This window comes from Thermocaproicibacter melissae, assembly GCF_024498295.1.
In the GTDB taxonomy this organism is placed as follows: Bacteria; Bacillota; Clostridia; order Oscillospirales; family Acutalibacteraceae; genus Thermocaproicibacter; species Thermocaproicibacter melissae.
Genome location: NZ_CP101827.1, coordinates 293,058 through 311,686 on the forward strand (window position 1 = coordinate 293,058; position 18,629 = coordinate 311,686).

Consider the following 18,629-nt stretch of genomic DNA (forward strand, 5'->3'; position numbering starts at 1 on the left):
TGCCTTTCTCTTCCGGAATGTACCGGAAATACTTTGAAGAATATCAATTCAATGAAAAAGAGGGATTTGATTCTATGACGGAATACGACCGCTGGCTCCATGAAAATCTTGATGATCCGGACCTTACGGAGGAGCTTCGCTCCATTCAGGGCAAACCTGATGAAATCAACGACCGGTTCTACCGCAACTTAGCGTTCGGCACCGGCGGACTTCGCGGCGTCATCGGTGCAGGCACGAACCGCATGAATGTCTATACGGTTCGTAAGGCCACACAGGGCCTTGCCAATTACCTCAATGCACATGGGAAAAACCCCTCCGTTGCCATTGCATACGACAGCCGCATTAAGTCCGACTTGTTTGCAAAGCAGGCTGCTGCCGTTCTGGCGGCCAACGGAATTCATGTTCATATCTACCCGTGGCTTTCCCCGACGCCGACCCTTTCTTGGGCTGTGCGTTACCTCAAGTGCGACGCGGGCATCTGCATCACCGCAAGCCACAATCCCTCAAAATACAACGGCTACAAGGTCTACGGCTCCGATGGCTGCCAGATTACGCTGAAAATGGCAGACGACATTCTCGCCGCCATCAATGCGCTCGATATTTTCCGTGACGTGAAGCGCATGGATTACGACGAAGCCGTGAAATCCGGCATGATCCGCTACATCGACGACAGCGTTATCGACCGCTACCTCGATGAAGTCATGAAGCAGCGCGCGTTCACACGCCCGTGCACCGGCCTCAAAGTGGTTTACACTCCGCTCAACGGAACCGGCCGTGTCTGCGTGACACGGATTCTCGACATGATCGGCGTCAAAGACGTCACCATCGTTCCGGAGCAGGAGTTCCCGGACGGCACCTTCAAAACCTGCCCGTACCCGAACCCGGAAATCCGCGAGGCTCTGCAGAAAGGCCTTGAGCTTTGCGAAAAGGTTCAGCCTGACCTGCTGCTTGCCACAGACCCCGACTGCGACCGCTGCGGAATCGCGGTTCGCCACAACGGGGAATACCGCCTGATGACGGGCAACGAAGTTGGCACCCTTCTGCTCGACTTCGTGGCGCGTGTGCGCACCGAGGAAGGCACCATGCCGAAGAACCCCGTTGCCGTCACCACCATCGTAAGCACCGACATGGTCACTCCTTTGGCGGAGCACTACGGCATTGAGCTGCGCCGCGTGCTCACCGGCTTCAAGTATATTGGCGACCAAATCGCCGAGCTCGAATCGGAGGGCGGCGCGAACCGCTATGTCTTCGGCTTTGAGGAGAGCTACGGCTACCTCTCCGGCGGCTATGTGCGCGACAAAGACGCCGTTGACGCCAGCATGCTCATCTGCCAGATGGCCTACTATTACCGCGAAAAAGGCATGACGCTCATCGACGCGATGGAAGCGCTCTACAAGCAGTACGGCTACTACGAGAACGAGCTGCTGAACTTTGCCTTCGAGGGCGAAGACGGCATGCGCAAGATGAACGCCATTATGGATACAACCCGGAACAATCCGCCCAAGCAGATTGCCGGCTACGATGTCGTCGGCTGGAGCGATTACCTCGAATCCGTGCGGTATGACGGTGACAAGACTTCGCCCATCACTCTGCCGAAATCCAACGTTCTCGAATACCGTCTCTCGAACGGCGGCAAGCTGATTGTCCGCCCGAGCGGCACCGAGCCGAAGATTAAAGTCTATCTTTCCGCGAACGGCAAAAACAAGGAAGAATCCCTCGCCGAAGTGGCAAAGCTGCGCGAGGCCGCGCCCGTTCTGCTCGGCATCCAGAAATAACGGCATAAAATTTAAGCGCTGAGGTTTTTCGCCTCAGCGCTTTTTTATCCGCACAATCCCTTATTCAAAGTAAAACAAATCTTCCAATTTTTTGTCGAGCGCGGTGCACAGAATCAGCGCAAGCTTTGCCGCGGGATTAAACTGCCCCGTTTCAATGGAGCTGATGGTATTTCGGGAAACACCCACCATTTCGGCAAGCTGTGCCTGCGAAATTTTGCACTCCGCGCGGGCCTCTTTCAAACGGTTTTTCAAAATCAGCTTTTCATCCATTACATGACACCCGTAATTCTGAGGAGATATAAAACGAGGAAAAAGGCGAACAGGGCAAGGAAATGCCCCTTTCTATGCCAAGTTTTCTTGGCATTTTTCACAGGAATGCAGCCGCACAACAAAAAATCCCCGAAGGAAATTCCTCCGGGGATTTGCTTTGCTTGTTTTTGAAATCAGGTAATGGAAAGGCCGCCGTCTACTACGAAGAACTGGCCGTTCACATAGCTGCACGCATCGGAAGAGAGGAACAGAATCGGTCCGTTCATTTCGCCGCGGGCACCCGGGCGGGAAGCCGGGCACAGCGCGTTGTACATCTTCATGAATCCCTCGTGCTTGAACAGCGTGCCTTCGGTCATTTCAGACTCGAACAGGCCCGGGCCAAGCGCGTTGACGGTGATGTTGTAGCGTGCGTAGGTCGCAGCCATAGCCTTTGTAAGGCCGAGCACAGCCGCCTTGGAGGTGTTGTAAACGTGGCGGACGAGCGTATCCTCTTTATCGGCGATGATTGCGTTGACCGAAGCGATGTTGACGATTCTGCCGTATTTACGCTCTTTCATGCCGGGGATGACATATTTGCTCATGAGGAAGATGCCCTTGACGTTGATGTCCATGGAACGATCCCACAGCTCGGTGGTGAGGTTCTCAACGGAACCGCCCTGAGCGACGCCTGCGTCGTTGAGCAGAATATCGATTTTGCCGTACTGCTTGAGCACTTCCTCAACAGCAGCCTTTACGCTCTCCTCTTTGGAGACGTCGCACTGAACGGCAATTGCCTTGCGGCCGGTTTTCTCCTTAATTTCGTTGCAGACAGCTTCCAGCTTTTCCTTACGGCGTGCGAGAAGAGCAACGTCTGCACCCTGTTCTGCGTAAGCGCGCGCCGCGTCGGCACCCAGGCCGCTCGAAGCGCCGGTAATCACGGCAACTTTGCCGGTTAAATCAAACATATTCATTGAAAAAAGTCCTCCCTTTTTCTTCGGCGGTGCCGCACTTTGCGGTCCGGCCATCCACCGTTATCTGCATTTATTATACCCTAACATCCGTAGGAACTGCAAGAAAAGATTGAAAAATTTTTATCAAAGTCATGAAAAGAAAAAACGATTACTTAATAATTTCAATTTGGCCAATAAAAGGCAGCGGAACCGCCCTGCCGCTGTAGGCACGAACCATTCCCAAAATTACGAGGAGGAACATAAACAGAGAGAAAAAATTGTTCAGAATCCAACCGATCAGCGGAATCCACTTCAGGATGAAATGGACAATGACCCACACGAGCAGCAGCACAAGCCCTTGGTTTGCGTGAAATCTGCCGTAGCGGGAATCCGGGTGGACGACGAGCGGCAAAAAGAAAAGGAAGGGTATGTAGGCAAGTACGCTGACAGCTCTGTTGTTTTGCACGTCAATTGGATCGTATTGCTCCCCGTAAAAGCCATTCATAACACAGGCCTCCTACACCGTATTTCCCAAAAGTATACCACACCCGCAGCGCGGAAAAAATACTTTTGGGGTTCTTTCGGAACCAAAATCGCCGCCTTTTTCAGGCGGCGATTTTGGAAGAGGAAGAAGAAAGTATATGAAATTGAAAGTCCTCCAATGGAAGAACGTATAGTTTGATTTGCGGGGCGGTGGTCCGGTATTCCGACCTCACCGCCGCCCCCGCAGAATTTTGCGTTCCTGTTTCTGTGTTTCCCTTTCGGAACGACTTCATTTTATCCAGCTATTATGTATGAAACATGACAGCTTTTTGAAAAATCCGTGCTATTTTTATGAACAATCCATGAATTCGACCGATCTTCCGGTGTGTAATGGAGGGTTCACTCCACCGTGAGAAACCTGCCTAATGGGCGGTAAATCAGCAGACCCACCCCAAGGCAGATGGCGAAATCCGGCAGAAGAAACTGCCCGTTATAAACAAGCGAGTACAAGAGTAAATGCCCCTTCCACTCTTCCGGCAGAAACGAATCATACGCCATCACGCCCGCAACCACAACCCACACATATCGCAGAAAAACGCTGGTGAACATTCCGAGAACATACTTTTTCGGGCCATGTCCGTAGATGCCCGCAAGACCGAGCGCCGTGTAGGCCAGCAGGTAGTCCTCAAGAATCGAAACCACCAAAGCCGTGGGCGTCAGGCCCCACGAAAGAAGCTGGCCAAGGTCAAGCAATAGTTGAATCACGCTGTAAGTGAAGGCGGTCAAAACTCCCCATTTTGGGCCGTACTTGTAGCCGATGAGCAGCACGGGGAGCATGCTGCAGAGCGTCACCGACCCGCCGAGCGGCATTTGAAAAATCTTCACCATGCTGAGCGCCGTTGCAAGGCCGAGCATAACGGCACTTTCTACAAGACGAAGCACATGCGGGTCCAGGCCAGAGCGCTTTTTGTTTGGAACTGTTTCCATTTCAAAAGACCTCCGTTAAATTTCCTCTCCGCATAATGCCGTTCGGAATACGCCGCAGTCCCGCGGGCATGAAAAAAGCTCCGCGGGAATCTGCCCGCGAAGCTGATAAGTACAAATACTTTTCCTCCGCTGGCATTATCCAGATCAGGTTTAAGGGTTCAAAGCGTCTATCCGCTTCATCTCAGCCGGGAATACCCAGCACCCCTCTATGTAATTTTCTGTTTCTCATCTTACTGCGCAGCTCAGGTTTTGTCAAGCAGCAGGCGGATAATGTCCGCCGGCGTGCGTGCGAAAACCGTTCCGCCCTCGTTGCGCATTTCCTCCTCGGTGCCGAAACCGTACAGCACACCGAGGAACTGCGTTCCCGCGTTGCGGGCGCCGGCTGCGTCGTATTTCGTGTCGCCGATCATCACCGCGCGGGAAGGAGCAACAGAAAGCTTTTCGAGCACGGGAATAATCAGCTCTTCCTTTCCGTTGCCGCGGTCGCTTTCATCGGCCGCGCTGATAGCATCAAAATATTTTTTAAGCCCAAAGTGCGAGAGAACGTCCATCGCCATCGACTCCGGCTTTGAGGTGGCAACGGCGAGGAGTTTTCCCTCTGCGCGGAGTTTTTCAAGCACAGGGAAGATTCCGTCATAAACCCCGTTGTTGAAGACGCCGCCTGCGCGGTAGAGCGCACGGTAGCGGTCGATTCCCTCCTGCGCCTCCTCCGATGTCATGTGGCAGAATGTCACATAGCTGTCATAAAGAGGCGGACCGATGAACTTACGGAGGGTCTCCGGCGGGGGCACGGGGCGGCCCATCTCCTTGAGGACGCGGGTTACGCAATCTATGATTCCAGGGCCGGAATTCGTCAGCGTACCGTCAAGGTCAAACAAAACAAGGTCAAACTGCTTCATTTGCTCACCTTGCGGGCAAGAGCCTTTTCCGTGAAACGTTCTGATTTTACGCTCACGCGTTCATGCGTACCGTCTGCAATCGGACCCGCTTCGTCGTTCGCCGTCAGGCGGAAGCGGAATACGCGGTCGGTCTGTTCTGTCAGTTCCGCCTCTATGGTAATTTTTGCGCCGCAAGGTGTAGGTGCGGTGTGGTGCACGGTGATTTCCGTACCGACGGTGGTGAGGCCGTCTGCTAAGAATTCCTGCGCGATTTCCGCTGCAGCGCCTTCAAACAGCGTCGCCAAAACTGGAGTTGCCAGAACCGGCAGGGAACCGCTTCCCACACGTTCGGCAAGCATTTCTTCGGTTACCGTATAGTTTTTTGTGATTCTCTTCGCCGTCATTTTCTTCCTCCGTTTCTAGACAAACCTTTTCCGTATTTTATGATTATACCATATCGAACCGGCCTCTATCACCCCTGATTGTTCACAACAGAAAGGTTGAGCCGCTGCATTTTTTATGCGTTTTACCGGAGGTTCTGGGAAACGGCGTGCGGACATGGTATAATGTAAAAATGGACGCCTGCTTTTAGCCGCGGGCAGAAGATTTGAGGGATTATGATGAATGAAGGCGCACCGCTGAAAACAGGCCGCATCTACACCATGGACGAGCTCCGCGGCCTCGCGGTTTTCTGCATGATTTTTTACCACGGCTTTTACACGGTCGGCTACCTGTTCGGCAATTTCTGGGGCAGGTTCTTTTTTCAATTTTTCACTCCGGCCGAGCCGTTTTTCGCCGGTCTGTTCATGTTTATTTCCGGCATTGCCTGCAACCTCTCGCACTCGAACCTTGCACGAGGTCTGAAGCTGTTCGCCATTGCCATGGGCGTAACCCTCGTAACCGCGCTTGTTGTGCCGGAGGATATTATCACTTTCGGAATTCTGCACTTCCTTTCAGTCTGCATGATTCTCGCCGGACTCCTGAAACCGGCCATTGACCGCTGCCGTTCTATCTGGATACCCGTAGCGTTATGCGTCTTTCTGTATATTTTTACTATGAATATACAGTACGGATATTTTGGTCCGGGCGGAATGCTTAAGCTGATGCTGCCGCAGGGGCTTTATTCGACCAACTGGCTTGCGCCGCTCGGATTTCATAACGAAGACTTCATGAGCGCCGATTATTTCCCGATGCTGCCGTGGATTTTCGTCTACGCGGCCGGCATTTTCGTCGGCAAGCTGGCAAAGGCGGGGAAATTTCCGAAGGCGCTTTACAAGTCGCGCGTTCCGGTCTTTGGCTGGATGGGCCGCCATGCGCTGATTCTTTACATCGTTCATCAGCCGGTTATCTACGGCGTGTGCCTGCTGATTCAGGCGCTTGTCTCTCACGGATAAATTGCGCCGCTGTTTCGGGGACGGCCCGGAAGGCTGCGGCTGAATACGCAAAAAGAAGGGGAAACAATGGATTTTGCACAGGAACTGGCACAGCAGTTTCACCTGCAAAAGTGGCAGACCGAAAAAGTAATTGAGCTCATCGACGAGGGAAACACCATCCCGTTCATCGCGCGCTACCGCAAAGAGGCGCACGGCTCTCTAGACGACCAGACGCTGCGTGAGATTGCGGAGCGCCTGGAATATCTGCGCTCGCTCGAAAAGCGCCGCGAGGAAGTCGCAAACGCCATCACCGAAGCGGGTGCCATGACGGACGAGATTTCCGCCGCTTTGGAAAAAGTCGCCACGCTTGCGGAGATTGAGGATATTTACCGCCCGTTCCGCCCGAAGCGCAAAACGCGCGCTTCCGTTGCAAAGGAAAAGGGACTCGGCCCGCTCGCCGACGCCATCCTTGCGCAGGAAAAGGATTCGCCCGAACCGCTTGTGCTCGCAGAGGCATACGTCAACCCCGAAAAGGGCGTAGAGACGCCGGAGGACGCGCTTGCGGGTGCACTTGACATCATCGCCGAAATCGCTTCGGACAATGCCTCCATCCGCAAACGCCTGCGCGTTGTCGCCGGGGCGCATGGCGTGCTTGTCTCAAAAGCGGCGAATCCGGACGAAGATTCCGTCTATGCGCCGTATTATGATTTTAAGGAACCGCTTACAAAAATCGCGGGGCACCGTGTGCTTGCCGTCAACCGCGGTGAAAGGGAAGGTTTCCTCAAGGTCTCGATTGATTTTGACCGCACGAAGGGCATGAACATTGTCCTTTCCGAAATGCTGAAGCCGGAGCCCTCGCCATGCACGGACGCGGTGCGGCAGGCCTGTGAAGACGCCTATGACCGTCTGATTTTCCCGGCCATTGAGCGCGAGCTGCGCAATTCGCTCACCGAACGGGCAAATGAAGCCGCCATTAAGGTTTTTTCCGTCAACCTCCACAACCTGCTCATGCAGCCGCCGATTAAAGGCCATGTTGTGATGGGGCTCGACCCGGGTTACCGCACCGGCTGCAAGGTCGCCGTAGTGGATCCGACGGGCCGCGTGCTGGACACAAATGTCATTTACCCGACGCACTCCGAGGCGAAAGTGCGTGAGTCGGAAGAAATCGTAAAGCGCCTCATCAAAAAGCACGGCGTAACCGTCATCGCCATCGGCAACGGCACGGCTTCGCGCGAAACGGAGCAGTTTGTCGCAAAGGTAATTCGTGAGATTGACGCGGGCGTTTCCTACGTCATTGTGAGCGAAGCGGGCGCATCGGTTTACTCGGCAAGCAAGCTCGCGGCGCAGGAATTCCCCGACTTCGACGTAACGCTCCGCAGCGCCGTTTCGATTGCGCGTAGACTTCAGGACCCGCTCGCCGAACTGGTGAAAATCGACCCGCAGGCCATCGGCGTGGGGCAGTATCAGCACGATATGCCAAAGAAGCAGCTTGAAGAAGCCCTCGGCGGCGTGGTGGAGGACTGCGTGAACACCGTCGGCGTGGATTTGAACACGGCTTCGCCGTCGCTTCTGGAAAAGGTGGCGGGAATTACGCCGACTGTCTCCAAAAACATTGTGAAGTACCGCGAGGAGAACGGCGCGTTCCACAGCCGCATGGAGCTTTTGAAAGTGCCGAAGCTCGGCCCGAAGGCGTTTGAGCAGTGCGCGGGATTCCTCCGCGTGCCCGAAAGTGCCGACATTCTCGACCACACTGCTGTTCACCCCGAAAGCTACGACGCGGCGCGCGCTCTGCTGAAGCTGTGCGGCTTCGGTGCGGACGACATTGCGGGCGGCAACCTCTCCGCCTTGAACGAAAAAGTGGAACAGCTCGGCGGCGTGGAAAAGGTTGCCGAAACCTTGGGAATCGGCGTGCCGACGCTGACAGACATCATCTCGGAGCTTCTCCGCCCGGGGCGCGACCCGCGCGACGAGCTGCCGAAGCCGGTTCTCCGCACCGATGTGCTGAAAATCGAGGACCTGAAGCCCGGCATGGAGCTGACCGGCACGGTGCGGAATGTCGTCGATTTCGGCGCGTTCGTTGACATCGGCGTGCATGAGGACGGCCTTGTGCACATCTCGCAGCTCGGTGACCGTTTTGTCAAGCGCGCGTCCGATGTGGTGAAGGTCGGCGACATCGTAAAGGTTCGCGTTCTTTCGGTTGACGTGAAGAAGCAGCGCATTTCGCTGACGATGAAGCAGGCATAACCTGTTTCGCCCCAACGCTGCGCAAACCGAAACGTTCGCATAATTCCGCCCGCCATGCGCGGGCGGTTCTTTTTTCAACAACCCTGTGTGAAAAAGTTGAAAACCAGGAATTAAGGGTTTATGGCTGCATTAGAAACCTTTGCGAAAAGGAATCGGGAATAAATCGGAACAATCGTTTTCCGCCCGCCATGCGCGGGCGAATCTTTTTCCACCGATTTTTCAAAAACGGTGGAAAACTTTCTTTTACGCCCGTGGCGGGTACGCTTTTGTACTGGAGAGTATCCTGCGTTTGCTTCTTAATCTGAAACACTTACCAAGGGATTCGCGGGGAGGTTCCGGTTCGCTGTGACCTTGCGGCAGAGGGGGATTTCCGCTATAATGGATGCATTGGAAACCAAATGAAAAATAAAGAGGGACTTTAGATATGAAACTCGGGATCGTAGGACTGCCCAACGTAGGAAAAAGCACGCTGTTTAACGCAATTACAAACGCAGGGGCACAGGCGGCAAACTATCCGTTCTGCACCATTGAGCCGAACATTGGCACCGTTGCCGTGCCGGATAAGCGTCTTGACTGGCTCGCCGACCTGTACCATCCGCAGAAATATACGCCCGCAACCATTGAGTTCGTGGACATCGCCGGCCTTGTGCGCGGTGCTTCAAAGGGCGAAGGACTCGGCAACAAATTCCTCGCGAACATCCGCGAGTGCGACGCCATTGTTCATGTGGTTCGCTGCTTTCAAAACAACGACATTGTTCACGTGGACGGTTCCATCGACCCGAAGCGCGATATTGAGACCATCAACCTCGAGCTGATTCTCTCCGATATGGAGGTTCTTGACCGCCGCATCGAAAAGACGCAGAAAATGCTCAAGGCGGACAAGAAATATCAGGCAGAGCTTGATTTCTTTAAGCGCGTGAAGGCAGTGCTCGATGCCGGAAAATCCGCCCGCACGGTGGAATGCACCGAGGACGAAGCGAAGCTCCTCGCTTCTGTTTCGCTTCTGAGCGCGAAGCCGATTATCTACGCCGCAAACATGAGCGAAGATGATTTCCGCGGCGGAATCGAGAACAACGCAAACTTCAATGTTGTAAAGGAAATTGCGGCGTCGGAGGGTGCGGGCGTGCTGCCCATCTGCGCCGAGACCGAAGCCGAGATTGCCGACATGAGCTACGAGGAAAAGAAAATGTTCCTCGCGGACATGGGTCTTGAGGAATCCGGCCTTGACCGCCTCATCCGCGCCTGTTACAGCTTGCTCGGACTCATCAGCTTCCTCACCGCAGGCGAGCAGGAAGTCCGTGCATGGACCATCAAAAAAGGCACGAAGGCTCCGCAGGCCGCCGGAAAAATCCACTCCGACTTTGAGCGTGGGTTCATTCGTGCCGAAGTTGTTGCGTTTGACGACCTCGTAAAATGCGGTTCCATGGCCGCCGCAAAAGAGAAAGGCCTTGTCCGCTCCGAGGGCAAAGACTATGTAATGAACGACGGCGATGTCGTTCTGTTCCGCTTTAACGTCTAGCAGCGGCGTGTCGCTGCATCCTTCGCCCCGCGCGGCGTGTCGCCGCGGCCTTCGCCCCGCCGTTTAGCTCGGCGAGAACTTGAAAGCCTTGTTTGGCGGGAGAGTTTATAGAAACTCCCGCTTTTAACGCCGGATGTTCAGCTCAGCGGAAATTTAAAAGCCCGGTTCGGCGGGAGAGTTTCGGGAGTCTCCCGTTAGGGTAAAATAAACGCAATGGCTCACAGAGATTCCGAATTTAAGAAAAGGCAGGCGTTACACCTGTCTGAAAGGAGTAATCCGTCTTGAAAGATTTTACATTCCATATTCCAACGGAAGTTGTCTTTGGCCGCGGCACGGAACGGCAGGCGGCGGAGCTCGTTAAGAAACACGGAGGCACGAAGGTGCTCCTCGTTTCCGGCGGGCACAGTGCCGAAAAAAGCGGCCTGCTCGGAAGAATCCGGCAGGATTTGACTGCCGCCGGAATCCCGTTTGAAAGTCTCAGCGGCGTTCAGCCAAACCCGCGTCTCTCCCTTGCGGAAAAGGGAGTGGAGATTGTCCTCAAAAACGGCATTGACTTCATCCTCGCGGTAGGCGGGGGAAGTGTCATTGACACGGCAAAAGGCATCGCCATCGGCGCAGCAAACCCCGGCACGCCGATCTGGGATTTCTGGTCACAGAAGGTTCCGGTCACAAAGAGCCTGCCCGTCGGCGTCATCCTCACCATTCCGGCCGCAGGCAGCGAAATGAGCGATTCCGCCGTGCTGACAAACGACACTATTCACCAGAAGCGCGGCCTTAGCACTCAGTGGAACCGCCCGAAATTCGCGATTATGAACCCGGAGCTCACGCTGACCCTTCCGGTTTATCAGGTCGCGTGCGGCGTGGCGGATATAATGATGCACACCATGGAGCGCTATTTCTCGCCGGTTGTCGGCAACGAGCTGACCGACGCGATTGCCGTCGCGCTTCTGCGCACGGTGATTCGCAACGGCAAAATCGCCGTCGGCGACCCGCACAATTATGACGCCATGAGCGAACTGATGTGGGCGGGAAGCCTTTCGCACAACAACCTGACCGGTCTCGGCGGCATCAAAGACTTTGCGACGCACCAGCTCGGCCATGAACTGAGCGCAACCTTCAACGTCGCCCACGGCGCTAGCCTTACCTCCGTTTGGGGTTCTTGGGCGAAATACTGCATGCCGCACAACCCGGAACGCTTCGCTTCGTTTGCCGAGGGTGTCTGGCAGATCACCGAAGGCAGCACCGAGGAAAAGGCTTTGCGCGGCATTGAAAAAACGGTGGATTACTTCCGTTCCATCGGCATGCCGGTGTGCCTCTCGGAGCTTGGCGTCGGCATCCAGAGCGAAGAAGAACTCCGCGGCCTTGCAGACCGCTGCGTGTTCCACGGCACGCGCACCATCGGGCAGTTCCTTAAGCTGGACGGCGAGGACTGCTACCGCATCTACAAGGACGCGAACCACTGAAATTGAAAATTACTCCTCCGGAGCGGGGACTCGCACGGCGGCGGCCTTTTTGGCTGCCGTCTTTTTCTTTTTGCTTTTTTGCTTAATCTTTCCGGTAATCAGGACGGCGAGCGGCAAGATGATTTGGAACGGGACGCTGATGAGGACAAGGTATCTTTCAAACTCGAACTCTGTGAGGACGTTGTGGTAAAGCGTGAAGCTCAGTGCCGACATCAGTGCGCACAGAGGTGCCGCGAGGTGAAGGGCATGCTTAATATCGAGGGCTTTTGCAAGCCCCAGCGCACCTGAGTAGGTGCACAGACCGATTTTGGCAATGCTGGTCAGAGTCATTTCCACGCCGACAATGACCGAGATGCGTGTGACGAAGTCTCCCAGAGAAATAATGCCAACCGCGTCAAAAGAGGTAAAGAGGAACAGGTCGGCCGTCGATGCGCCGACCAGCAGAATATTCCGTAGAATGACGGCTGTGAGGAACCCTCCACCTACCAGAATGGCCTGGGCGAACATGTGAAACGGGTTTTCTCTCTTGTCCACTTCGCTGAAGAACGACATGCACAGCACGGTTTCTCCGAACGCGAGTAAGAGGTATTCGAACGAGGTGGACATGAGCACATCCGGTTTGGTTTCAAGGATTGGCTGGATATTTCCGAAATCCATGAAATTCAGGCCGAGCAGAATGGTAATTCCGGTCATAATGAGAAGCAGAAGAAAAAGGGGCTTTGAACAATCAGCCATGTTTCTTAGGCCGCATTTCACAACACCGGCAACCAGTGGAGCCGAAAACAGTATGATGGCCGCAGTAGGCGTTTCGTCTAGGTTCACAATGCGGATGAAGTTGTTGCAGATGGAAAAGACGCGCGCGCCAAGATAGGAGGCGTAGGCGGTATAAAGAACACAGACAATCTTTCCGCCGATGTTCCCGAACTCCTCCACAAAAATATCGAACATATTTTTGCCGGGGTGAAGGCGTAGGACGGCGCTGAAAAGCCAAGCAAAAAGGAGGCCTGCCACCGTGGCGATGGCCATGCAGATCCAAGAATCCTGTCTTGCGTCGGTGTTGGCTCCCAGCAAAATATTTCGCTCAATGATGCAGAGGGCTATGGCGGGCCATATTTTTCTTGCCGGTACGTTTCTGTTCATCGCCTCTCCTCCTATCCTTTTCCTTTCAGCAAAGAATCAAAAAACGACATAATTACCGGGTCCATGTCAATTTGAACTCCAAACCCAACCAGCAGATCGATTACAAGGGCGGCCGTGTAAGCCGGAATCGCAATCCATTTAAGGTGGTTGTCATTATCCGGGTCCCTCAAATGAGGCAGAAGGTCTGAAATTACAAAATACGCGATGAGTGCAACAGAATAAATATTGTGCAGCATTTATTTCGTCCCTTTCGGTTTTGCAAATCCGGTGTTCACGATGGACACGTTCGGTTCAATCTCCACAGCCACCGTGCGGAATTTCTGGTGCCAAGACGGTTTCAGTTTCTTCCATTGCTGCGGGTTCTCTTGATAGATTCTCCGCCCGAAGCCGAAAATGTCGCAGCCGAACTCCTTCTGCACCTGTTTAATCATCCCGCCGATGTCTTCCTTAACGGCTTTGTTTGCAAGCTCTTCCACTTTCTCGATGCCATTTTCCAGCAGGAAATTCCGCGAGCTGTTTTCTTCGTCAAACGAACACTGCATTTTGACCTTCACCTTCATGCTGATCTTGTCGCCCTGAATCTCGGGATCGACCGACACTTCATTTCGCATAATCTGCAGAGTAATGTCCTTTTGCGACGGTTTTTCGCCGAGCAGCAAGACGCTGTCCTCGATTTTATTGAGAAGAAGGAAATGCTGCGTCTTTTCATCATCCAGATAGCCTGCGTATTTATCTCCGTTGAAAACCGCCGTACCTTTTACTTCAACCGGCTGAATCTGCTGGTTGCTTTTCTGCAGGCAGGGCAGGGTAAGGTCTTGTCCTTCCCCGAGGAGGATGTTGTCCACGTCATAAAGATGCATTTGCTTGCTTTTTCCGCCCGTCGAGACCGACTCCATGACACTGGCAACCTGCAAAGAGATGACTACGCCCTCGCCGCCTCCCTGCTGGCCGCCTCCTTGACCGCCGCCCTGCTGGCCGCCTCCCTGCTGGCCGCCTCCCTGCTGGCCGCCTCCCTGCTGGCCGCCTCCTTGGCCCAGTTTCAATAATTCGCCGGCGGTTTTTTCATTGGAAACATACATCTGTATGGCCAAACGCGGTTTCGTGTCTCGGTTAAACCAATCGAGAACTTGCAAAAGCCCTTCTTTCGCAATTTCCTTACTGAAAATCGCAATCTTGCAGTCACTGAAAAAGAGGTTTTTGTCTGCATATTTTGTTGCATTGTCTGTTGTGTCTGCAATTGTGTTGCCGTCGGCCTCCAGCACCTTGCTTTTGATCTGGTCGCTCTGTCCGGCGACGGCATCGATGACTTCAAACGTCATGTGGTAGCGGTAGCCCTGCTGCCCCTTGTCGATTGCCAGACCGACTACAATGTCCTGGTTCTCAACTTCCTGGTAATTCCGGCAGCCGGTCATCGTCGCAAGCGAGGCGACAACAAGCGCAAGAGCCGTCCATCGAATCGCACGTTTCATTTTGCAGCACCGCTCCGTTTCTGACGCGTCACATTCTTCGAAAGCTCCTTCGGCCTCTTCAGCATCAGCCACCAAGGCGCGCGGATATAGGTGTCCTTGTAGCCCTGCAGCTTCGTCATGCGCATCCTTCCCAGAATGGGCACGCCGAAGGAATCCGTCTGGTAAAGCAGAGCAAGCAGAGCAATGTTCGCAAACAGGAACCCGTAAAGCCCCAGTACAGACGTCGTCGCCAACATCAAAAAGCGGGCTGCAATATCGAATCCCTTGATTTTCTGGTTCATAAGGCCGGTGATCCCGGTTGTTGCGACAACAATGATAATCGGCGCGCTGACGATCTTCGCTTCAACGGCCGCCTGCCCGATGACGAGGGCGCCCACGATGCTGAGCGTCTGGCCCATATTGCCGGGCATTCGCCCGCCCGATTCCCGCAGCATCTCAAAGACAAAAAGCATCAGCACCAGTTCAAGTATGGTAGGAAACGGCACACCCTGACGGGCCTGCGCGATGCTGACAAGAAGTGGGAAGGGTAAAATCTCCGGGTGGTAAGTAACAGCAGCAATATAGAGTGACGGCAGAGAGATGGAAACATAGAACGCAAAGATGCGCAGAATACGGCCGATGCTCGCGAACAAGTAGCTCAAATAATAGTCTTCGTCGCTTTGGAATGCTTCGATAAGGAGATACGGCACCGTCATGACCTGCGGAGAGCCGTCGAGAATTAGAACGATTCTGCCTTCGAGCATTTTCGCGACGGCTACGTCGGGGCGCTCCGTCGAGCCGACCGTATCGATTCCCGCATAGGGCTTGTCGCGGACAAGCTCCGCGAGATACTGCGTGTCGAGCGTACCGTCAATATCAATTTTGGAAAGGCGGGTTTTAAGGGCTTCCAGCACACGCTTATCCACAAGGCTGTCCAGGTAGCACAGGCACGCCTTTGTGCGCGTCCTGCGGCCGAATGTGAGCATATTCAGCTTTAAGTCCGGGGTACGCAGCCTCCTGCGAATCATCGAAATATTTTCGAGCAGAGCTTCGTTAAATCCTTCGCGCGGGCCGCGCAGCACACGTTCGGACTCCGGCTCCTCAATGGCCCGCTTTGACCAGCCTTTTGTGTCCAGAATCAGCACGTCGGCGGAACCGTCCAACAACAGTGCCGAGTCGCCGTAAACAATGGCCTGCACAATTTTCTCCACATCCTGCGTGCGTTCCGCACTGTTGACGGAAATCACGCTTTCCTGCACGGTGCCCACAAGGTCATTGCAGTTTTCGGGGAACTTGTACTGCATCAGCGGGCGGACGATATTGTCGCTCATCAGTTTGCTGTTCACCATGCCGTCGGCATAGATAATGCAGAACTTGTGCTCCTGCTTGCCTTTGTTGGTAATAAACCGATGGCGCAGGGTATCGTCCCCCTGGAAAAGGTTCAGAATGTATTTCAGATTCGGCTCCAGCTGCTCCGACGGAAGCTTCGCACTGCCGAATGTATCGTGATTTTCCATAGCAGTCCCTCCGCTGTTTCGAGTATGCGCGTTTTCTTCCATTTAAATTGCCCGTGCCCCGTAGGAATATACCCGGCAAGGGGCAATTAATCTGCCCGTTTTCAAGCAAAGAGAAGTTGCCGGAAACCGCTCGGTGAGATACAATGAAAGAAACAACTGCCGGGAGGTTGGAACGCATGCAGGCCGAAAAGGCAAAGAAAATGTTCCTCGGCGGGGAAGGGGTAGAACGGATCACCGCCCTTCTTTCGTGCAGCCGAGAAGCGGCAGCAGACGAGTCCCGCCGCATTGTGCGTCTTATTGAGGAATTTGAAACGCGGTTCGGAGCGGACCGTGATGTGAAGATATTCCGTGCGCCGGGGCGCACCGAGATTTGCGGTAACCACACCGACCATCAAGGCGGGCGCGTGCTCGCAGCGGGAATCAACCTGGACGCGCTGGCGGTTGTTTCGTTGACTGGCGGAACGGAAATCCGCGTGAAATCCGTTGGTTTCCCTGAGGACTGCGTGCAGGCGGACGACACCAACCCAAGACCGGATGAGGAGGGAACCTCTGCCGCGCTTGTGCGCGGGCTGTGCGCGGGACTTGCCGCAAAAGGTTTCCGCGCGGAGGGCTTCTGCGCCTGCACCGAAAACCAAGTTCTTCCCGGCTCCGGCCTTTCTTCTTCCGCCGCGTTTGAGGTTTTGCTCGGCACGGCAATGAACCATCTGTTCTGCGGCGGCTTTCTTACGCCGCTTGAGACGGCGCAGCTCGCACAGTATGCGGAAAACCGGTATTTCGGCAAGCCCTGCGGGCTGATGGATCAGGCCGCAAGCGCCGTGGGTGGCTTTGTCCTGCTCGACTTCTCCGAAGCGGACAACCCCCGCGCCGAAAAGATTCCGTTCGATTTTTCCTCGTGCGGCTACCGCCTGTGCATCATTGACACAAAGGGCAGCCACTCCGGGCTGACGCAGGATTACGCCACCATTCCGGCGGAAATGAAAAAGGTTGCCGCCTGCTTCGGAAAAACACTCCTTTCGCAGGTGGACGAAGAGGAATTTTATTCCCGCCTGCCGGAGGTTCGCGCTACTGCGGGAGACCGAGCCGCCCTGCGCGCGATGCACTTCTTTGCGGAGAACCGCCGCGTTGTGCGGGAGGCAGAGGCGCTCAGGACAAGGGAGTTCCCGACCTTCCTGCGCCTCGTAATGGAAAGCGGACATTCCTCGTTTGAGTTCCTGCAGAATGCCTATCCCCCCTCCCGTACCAAGGAACAGGGGATTCCCGTGGCGCTCGCACTCTGCAGCCGTCTGCTTGCAAAGCGGGGCGGCGCATGGCGTCTGCACGGCGGCGGCTTTGCGGGTACGGTACAGGCCTATGTGCCCAATGAGTATTTTGAGGAATTTTCCCGGGAAATCGAAGCTGTCTTTGGCCGCGGCAGTTGCCTGCCGCTTTCGGTGTGTGCCGCAGGCGGTGTTCAGATTCTATAATTTCACCGCTTTGTCCACATGAAATTACATTCGGCTGCTTGAATGTGCAAATCGAAAAGTGTATGATGGGAGAAACGCGGTTTTTTTAGAACGAAAGGGGTTAAACGAATGAATATTCTGATTACCGGAGGAACCGGATATATCGGCTCTCACACTTGTGTTGAGCTGCTGAACAATGGCTATGACATCGTAGTAATGGACAACTACTCCAACTCATCGCCGAGCGTGGCGGGGCAGATTACACGCATTACCGGCAAAGAATTTCCGGTTTATGAGTGCGATATGCTCGATTACGATAAATTCGAGAAAATCTTTGAAGAAAACAAAATCGACGCCGTAATTCACTTCGCGGGCCTAAAAGCCGTGGGAGAATCGGTTGCGAAGCCGCTGGAGTATTACCACAACAACATCACCGGCACGCTGAACCTGCTGCGCCTGATGAAAAAATACGGCGTTCACCGCCTTGTGTTCAGCTCCTCGGCGACGGTTTACGGCATGAACAACAAGGCGCCGTTTACGGAAGATATGCCGCTTTCCTGCACGAATCCGTACGGCTACACCAAGCTGATGATTGAGCAGATTCTCCGCGACACCTGCGTTGCGGACAAGTCCTGGAAGGTTGCGCTGCTGCGCTACTTCAACCCTATCGGCGCGCACCCGAGCGGCCTCATCGGTGAAAACCCGAACGGAATTCCGAACAACCTCATGCCTTACATCATGAAGGTCGCCGTGGGCAAGCTGCCGGAGCTCGGTGTTTTCGGCAACGACTACCCCACACCGGACGGCACCGGCGTGCGCGACTACATCCATGTGTGCGACCTTGCGGCGGGCCATGTGAAGGCTCTGCAGAAGCTCGATTCCCTCGACGGCGCCCGCGCCTTCAACCTCGGCACGGGGAAGGGCAGTTCTGTCCTCGAAGTGGTTCATGCATTCGAGCGCGCAAGCGGCGTAAAGATTCCTTACAAAATCAAGCCGCGCCGCCCGGGCGACATCGCAACCTGCTATGCGGATTGCACGCGTGCCAAAACGGAACTCGGCTGGGAAGCGAAATACACGCTTGAAGACATGTGCCGCGACAGCTGGAACTTTATTCGGAATCAAAAAGAATAACAAAATGAAAAGGCGGGAGCAAATTCTTTG

17 protein-coding genes and 1 riboswitch are annotated in these 18,629 nt (G+C 54.6%); of the genes, 7 read left to right on the forward strand and 10 right to left on the reverse strand.

The window, feature by feature from the left end:
* The first annotated feature begins 74 nt into the window (after positions 1-74).
* The gene (locus NOG13_RS01485; protein WP_283110551.1) at positions 75-1,775 is read left to right on the forward strand and encodes a phospho-sugar mutase; all 1,701 of its coding nucleotides are present in this window, start codon (positions 75-77) and stop codon (positions 1,773-1,775) included.
* A gap of 60 nt (positions 1,776-1,835) precedes the next feature.
* On the opposite strand, the gene NOG13_RS01490 is transcribed toward NOG13_RS01485, so the two are convergent.
* From NOG13_RS01490 to NOG13_RS01515, 6 genes are all read right to left on the reverse strand, one after another.
* Complete coding sequence (locus tag NOG13_RS01490; RefSeq protein WP_283110552.1) at positions 1,836-2,045, reverse strand: helix-turn-helix transcriptional regulator; 210 nt, start codon at positions 2,043-2,045, stop codon at positions 1,836-1,838.
* Between the two features lie 173 nt (positions 2,046-2,218).
* Positions 2,219-2,989, reverse strand: coding sequence for an SDR family NAD(P)-dependent oxidoreductase (locus NOG13_RS01495; RefSeq protein WP_283111205.1), 771 nt, complete (start codon positions 2,987-2,989; stop codon positions 2,219-2,221).
* Positions 2,990-3,143: 154 nt separating this feature from the next.
* On the reverse strand, positions 3,144-3,479 hold the full coding sequence (locus NOG13_RS01500; protein WP_283110553.1) for a DUF4870 domain-containing protein: 336 nt from the start codon (positions 3,477-3,479) through the stop codon (positions 3,144-3,146).
* A gap of 377 nt (positions 3,480-3,856) precedes the next feature.
* Entirely contained in the window at positions 3,857-4,444 is a 588-nt protein-coding gene (locus NOG13_RS01505) for an energy-coupled thiamine transporter ThiT (protein ID WP_283110554.1), read from the reverse strand.
* A 104-nt stretch (positions 4,445-4,548) separates the two neighbouring features.
* A riboswitch (TPP riboswitch) is annotated at positions 4,549-4,660 on the reverse strand.
* Positions 4,661-4,686: 26 nt separating this feature from the next.
* Positions 4,687-5,343: an HAD hydrolase-like protein gene (locus NOG13_RS01510; protein ID WP_283110555.1), complete on the reverse strand. Its 657-nt coding sequence runs from the start codon at positions 5,341-5,343 to the stop codon at positions 4,687-4,689.
* Positions 5,340-5,726 carry a thioesterase family protein gene (locus NOG13_RS01515; RefSeq protein ID WP_283110556.1) on the reverse strand — a complete coding sequence of 129 codons (387 nt, stop codon included), beginning with the start codon at positions 5,724-5,726 and terminating at the stop codon, positions 5,340-5,342. The genes NOG13_RS01510 and NOG13_RS01515 overlap by 4 nt, the downstream gene beginning before the upstream one ends.
* Positions 5,727-5,939: 213 nt before the next feature.
* On the opposite strand from NOG13_RS01515, the gene NOG13_RS01520 reads away from it, so the two are divergent.
* The 4 genes from NOG13_RS01520 (at position 5,940) to NOG13_RS01535 (ending at position 11,921) form a co-directional block, all read left to right on the forward strand.
* Entirely contained in the window at positions 5,940-6,716 is a 777-nt protein-coding gene (locus tag NOG13_RS01520) for a heparan-alpha-glucosaminide N-acetyltransferase (RefSeq protein ID WP_283110557.1), read from the forward strand.
* Positions 6,717-6,782: 66 nt separating this feature from the next.
* Complete coding sequence (locus tag NOG13_RS01525; RefSeq protein WP_283110558.1) at positions 6,783-8,939, forward strand: Tex family protein; 2,157 nt, start codon at positions 6,783-6,785, stop codon at positions 8,937-8,939.
* A 424-nt stretch (positions 8,940-9,363) separates the two neighbouring features.
* Positions 9,364-10,458, forward strand: a complete 1,095-nt coding sequence (ychF, locus tag NOG13_RS01530; RefSeq protein ID WP_283110559.1) for a redox-regulated ATPase YchF — start codon at positions 9,364-9,366, stop codon at positions 10,456-10,458.
* A 281-nt stretch (positions 10,459-10,739) separates the two neighbouring features.
* Positions 10,740-11,921: an iron-containing alcohol dehydrogenase gene (locus tag NOG13_RS01535; protein ID WP_283110560.1), complete on the forward strand. Its 1,182-nt coding sequence runs from the start codon at positions 10,740-10,742 to the stop codon at positions 11,919-11,921.
* A gap of 9 nt (positions 11,922-11,930) precedes the next feature.
* On the opposite strand, the gene NOG13_RS01540 is transcribed toward NOG13_RS01535, so the two are convergent.
* Genes NOG13_RS01540 through NOG13_RS01555 form a run of 4 tightly spaced genes read right to left on the reverse strand, consistent with a single transcriptional unit; the run spans position 11,931 to position 16,026 of the window.
* On the reverse strand, positions 11,931-13,061 hold the full coding sequence (locus NOG13_RS01540; protein ID WP_283110561.1) for a GerAB/ArcD/ProY family transporter: 1,131 nt from the start codon (positions 13,059-13,061) through the stop codon (positions 11,931-11,933).
* Positions 13,062-13,072: 11 nt separating this feature from the next.
* Complete coding sequence (locus tag NOG13_RS01545) at positions 13,073-13,297, reverse strand: hypothetical protein (protein ID WP_283110562.1); 225 nt, start codon at positions 13,295-13,297, stop codon at positions 13,073-13,075.
* Entirely contained in the window at positions 13,298-14,530 is a 1,233-nt protein-coding gene (locus NOG13_RS01550; RefSeq protein WP_283110563.1) for a Ger(x)C family spore germination protein, read from the reverse strand.
* On the reverse strand, positions 14,527-16,026 hold the full coding sequence (locus NOG13_RS01555) for a spore germination protein (protein WP_283110564.1): 1,500 nt from the start codon (positions 16,024-16,026) through the stop codon (positions 14,527-14,529). The genes NOG13_RS01550 and NOG13_RS01555 overlap by 4 nt, the downstream gene beginning before the upstream one ends.
* Before the next feature lie 143 nt (positions 16,027-16,169).
* On the opposite strand from NOG13_RS01555, the gene NOG13_RS01560 reads away from it, so the two are divergent.
* Both NOG13_RS01560 and galE read left to right on the forward strand, forming a co-directional pair.
* Positions 16,170-17,489 (forward strand): galactokinase, encoded by a 1,320-nt coding sequence (locus NOG13_RS01560; RefSeq protein ID WP_283110565.1) that lies wholly within the window; start codon positions 16,170-16,172, stop codon positions 17,487-17,489.
* A 108-nt stretch (positions 17,490-17,597) separates the two neighbouring features.
* A complete protein-coding gene (galE, locus tag NOG13_RS01565; RefSeq protein ID WP_283110566.1) occupies positions 17,598-18,599 on the forward strand; it encodes a UDP-glucose 4-epimerase GalE in 1,002 nt (333 codons plus the stop codon).
* The last annotated feature ends 30 nt before the right edge of the window (positions 18,600-18,629 follow it).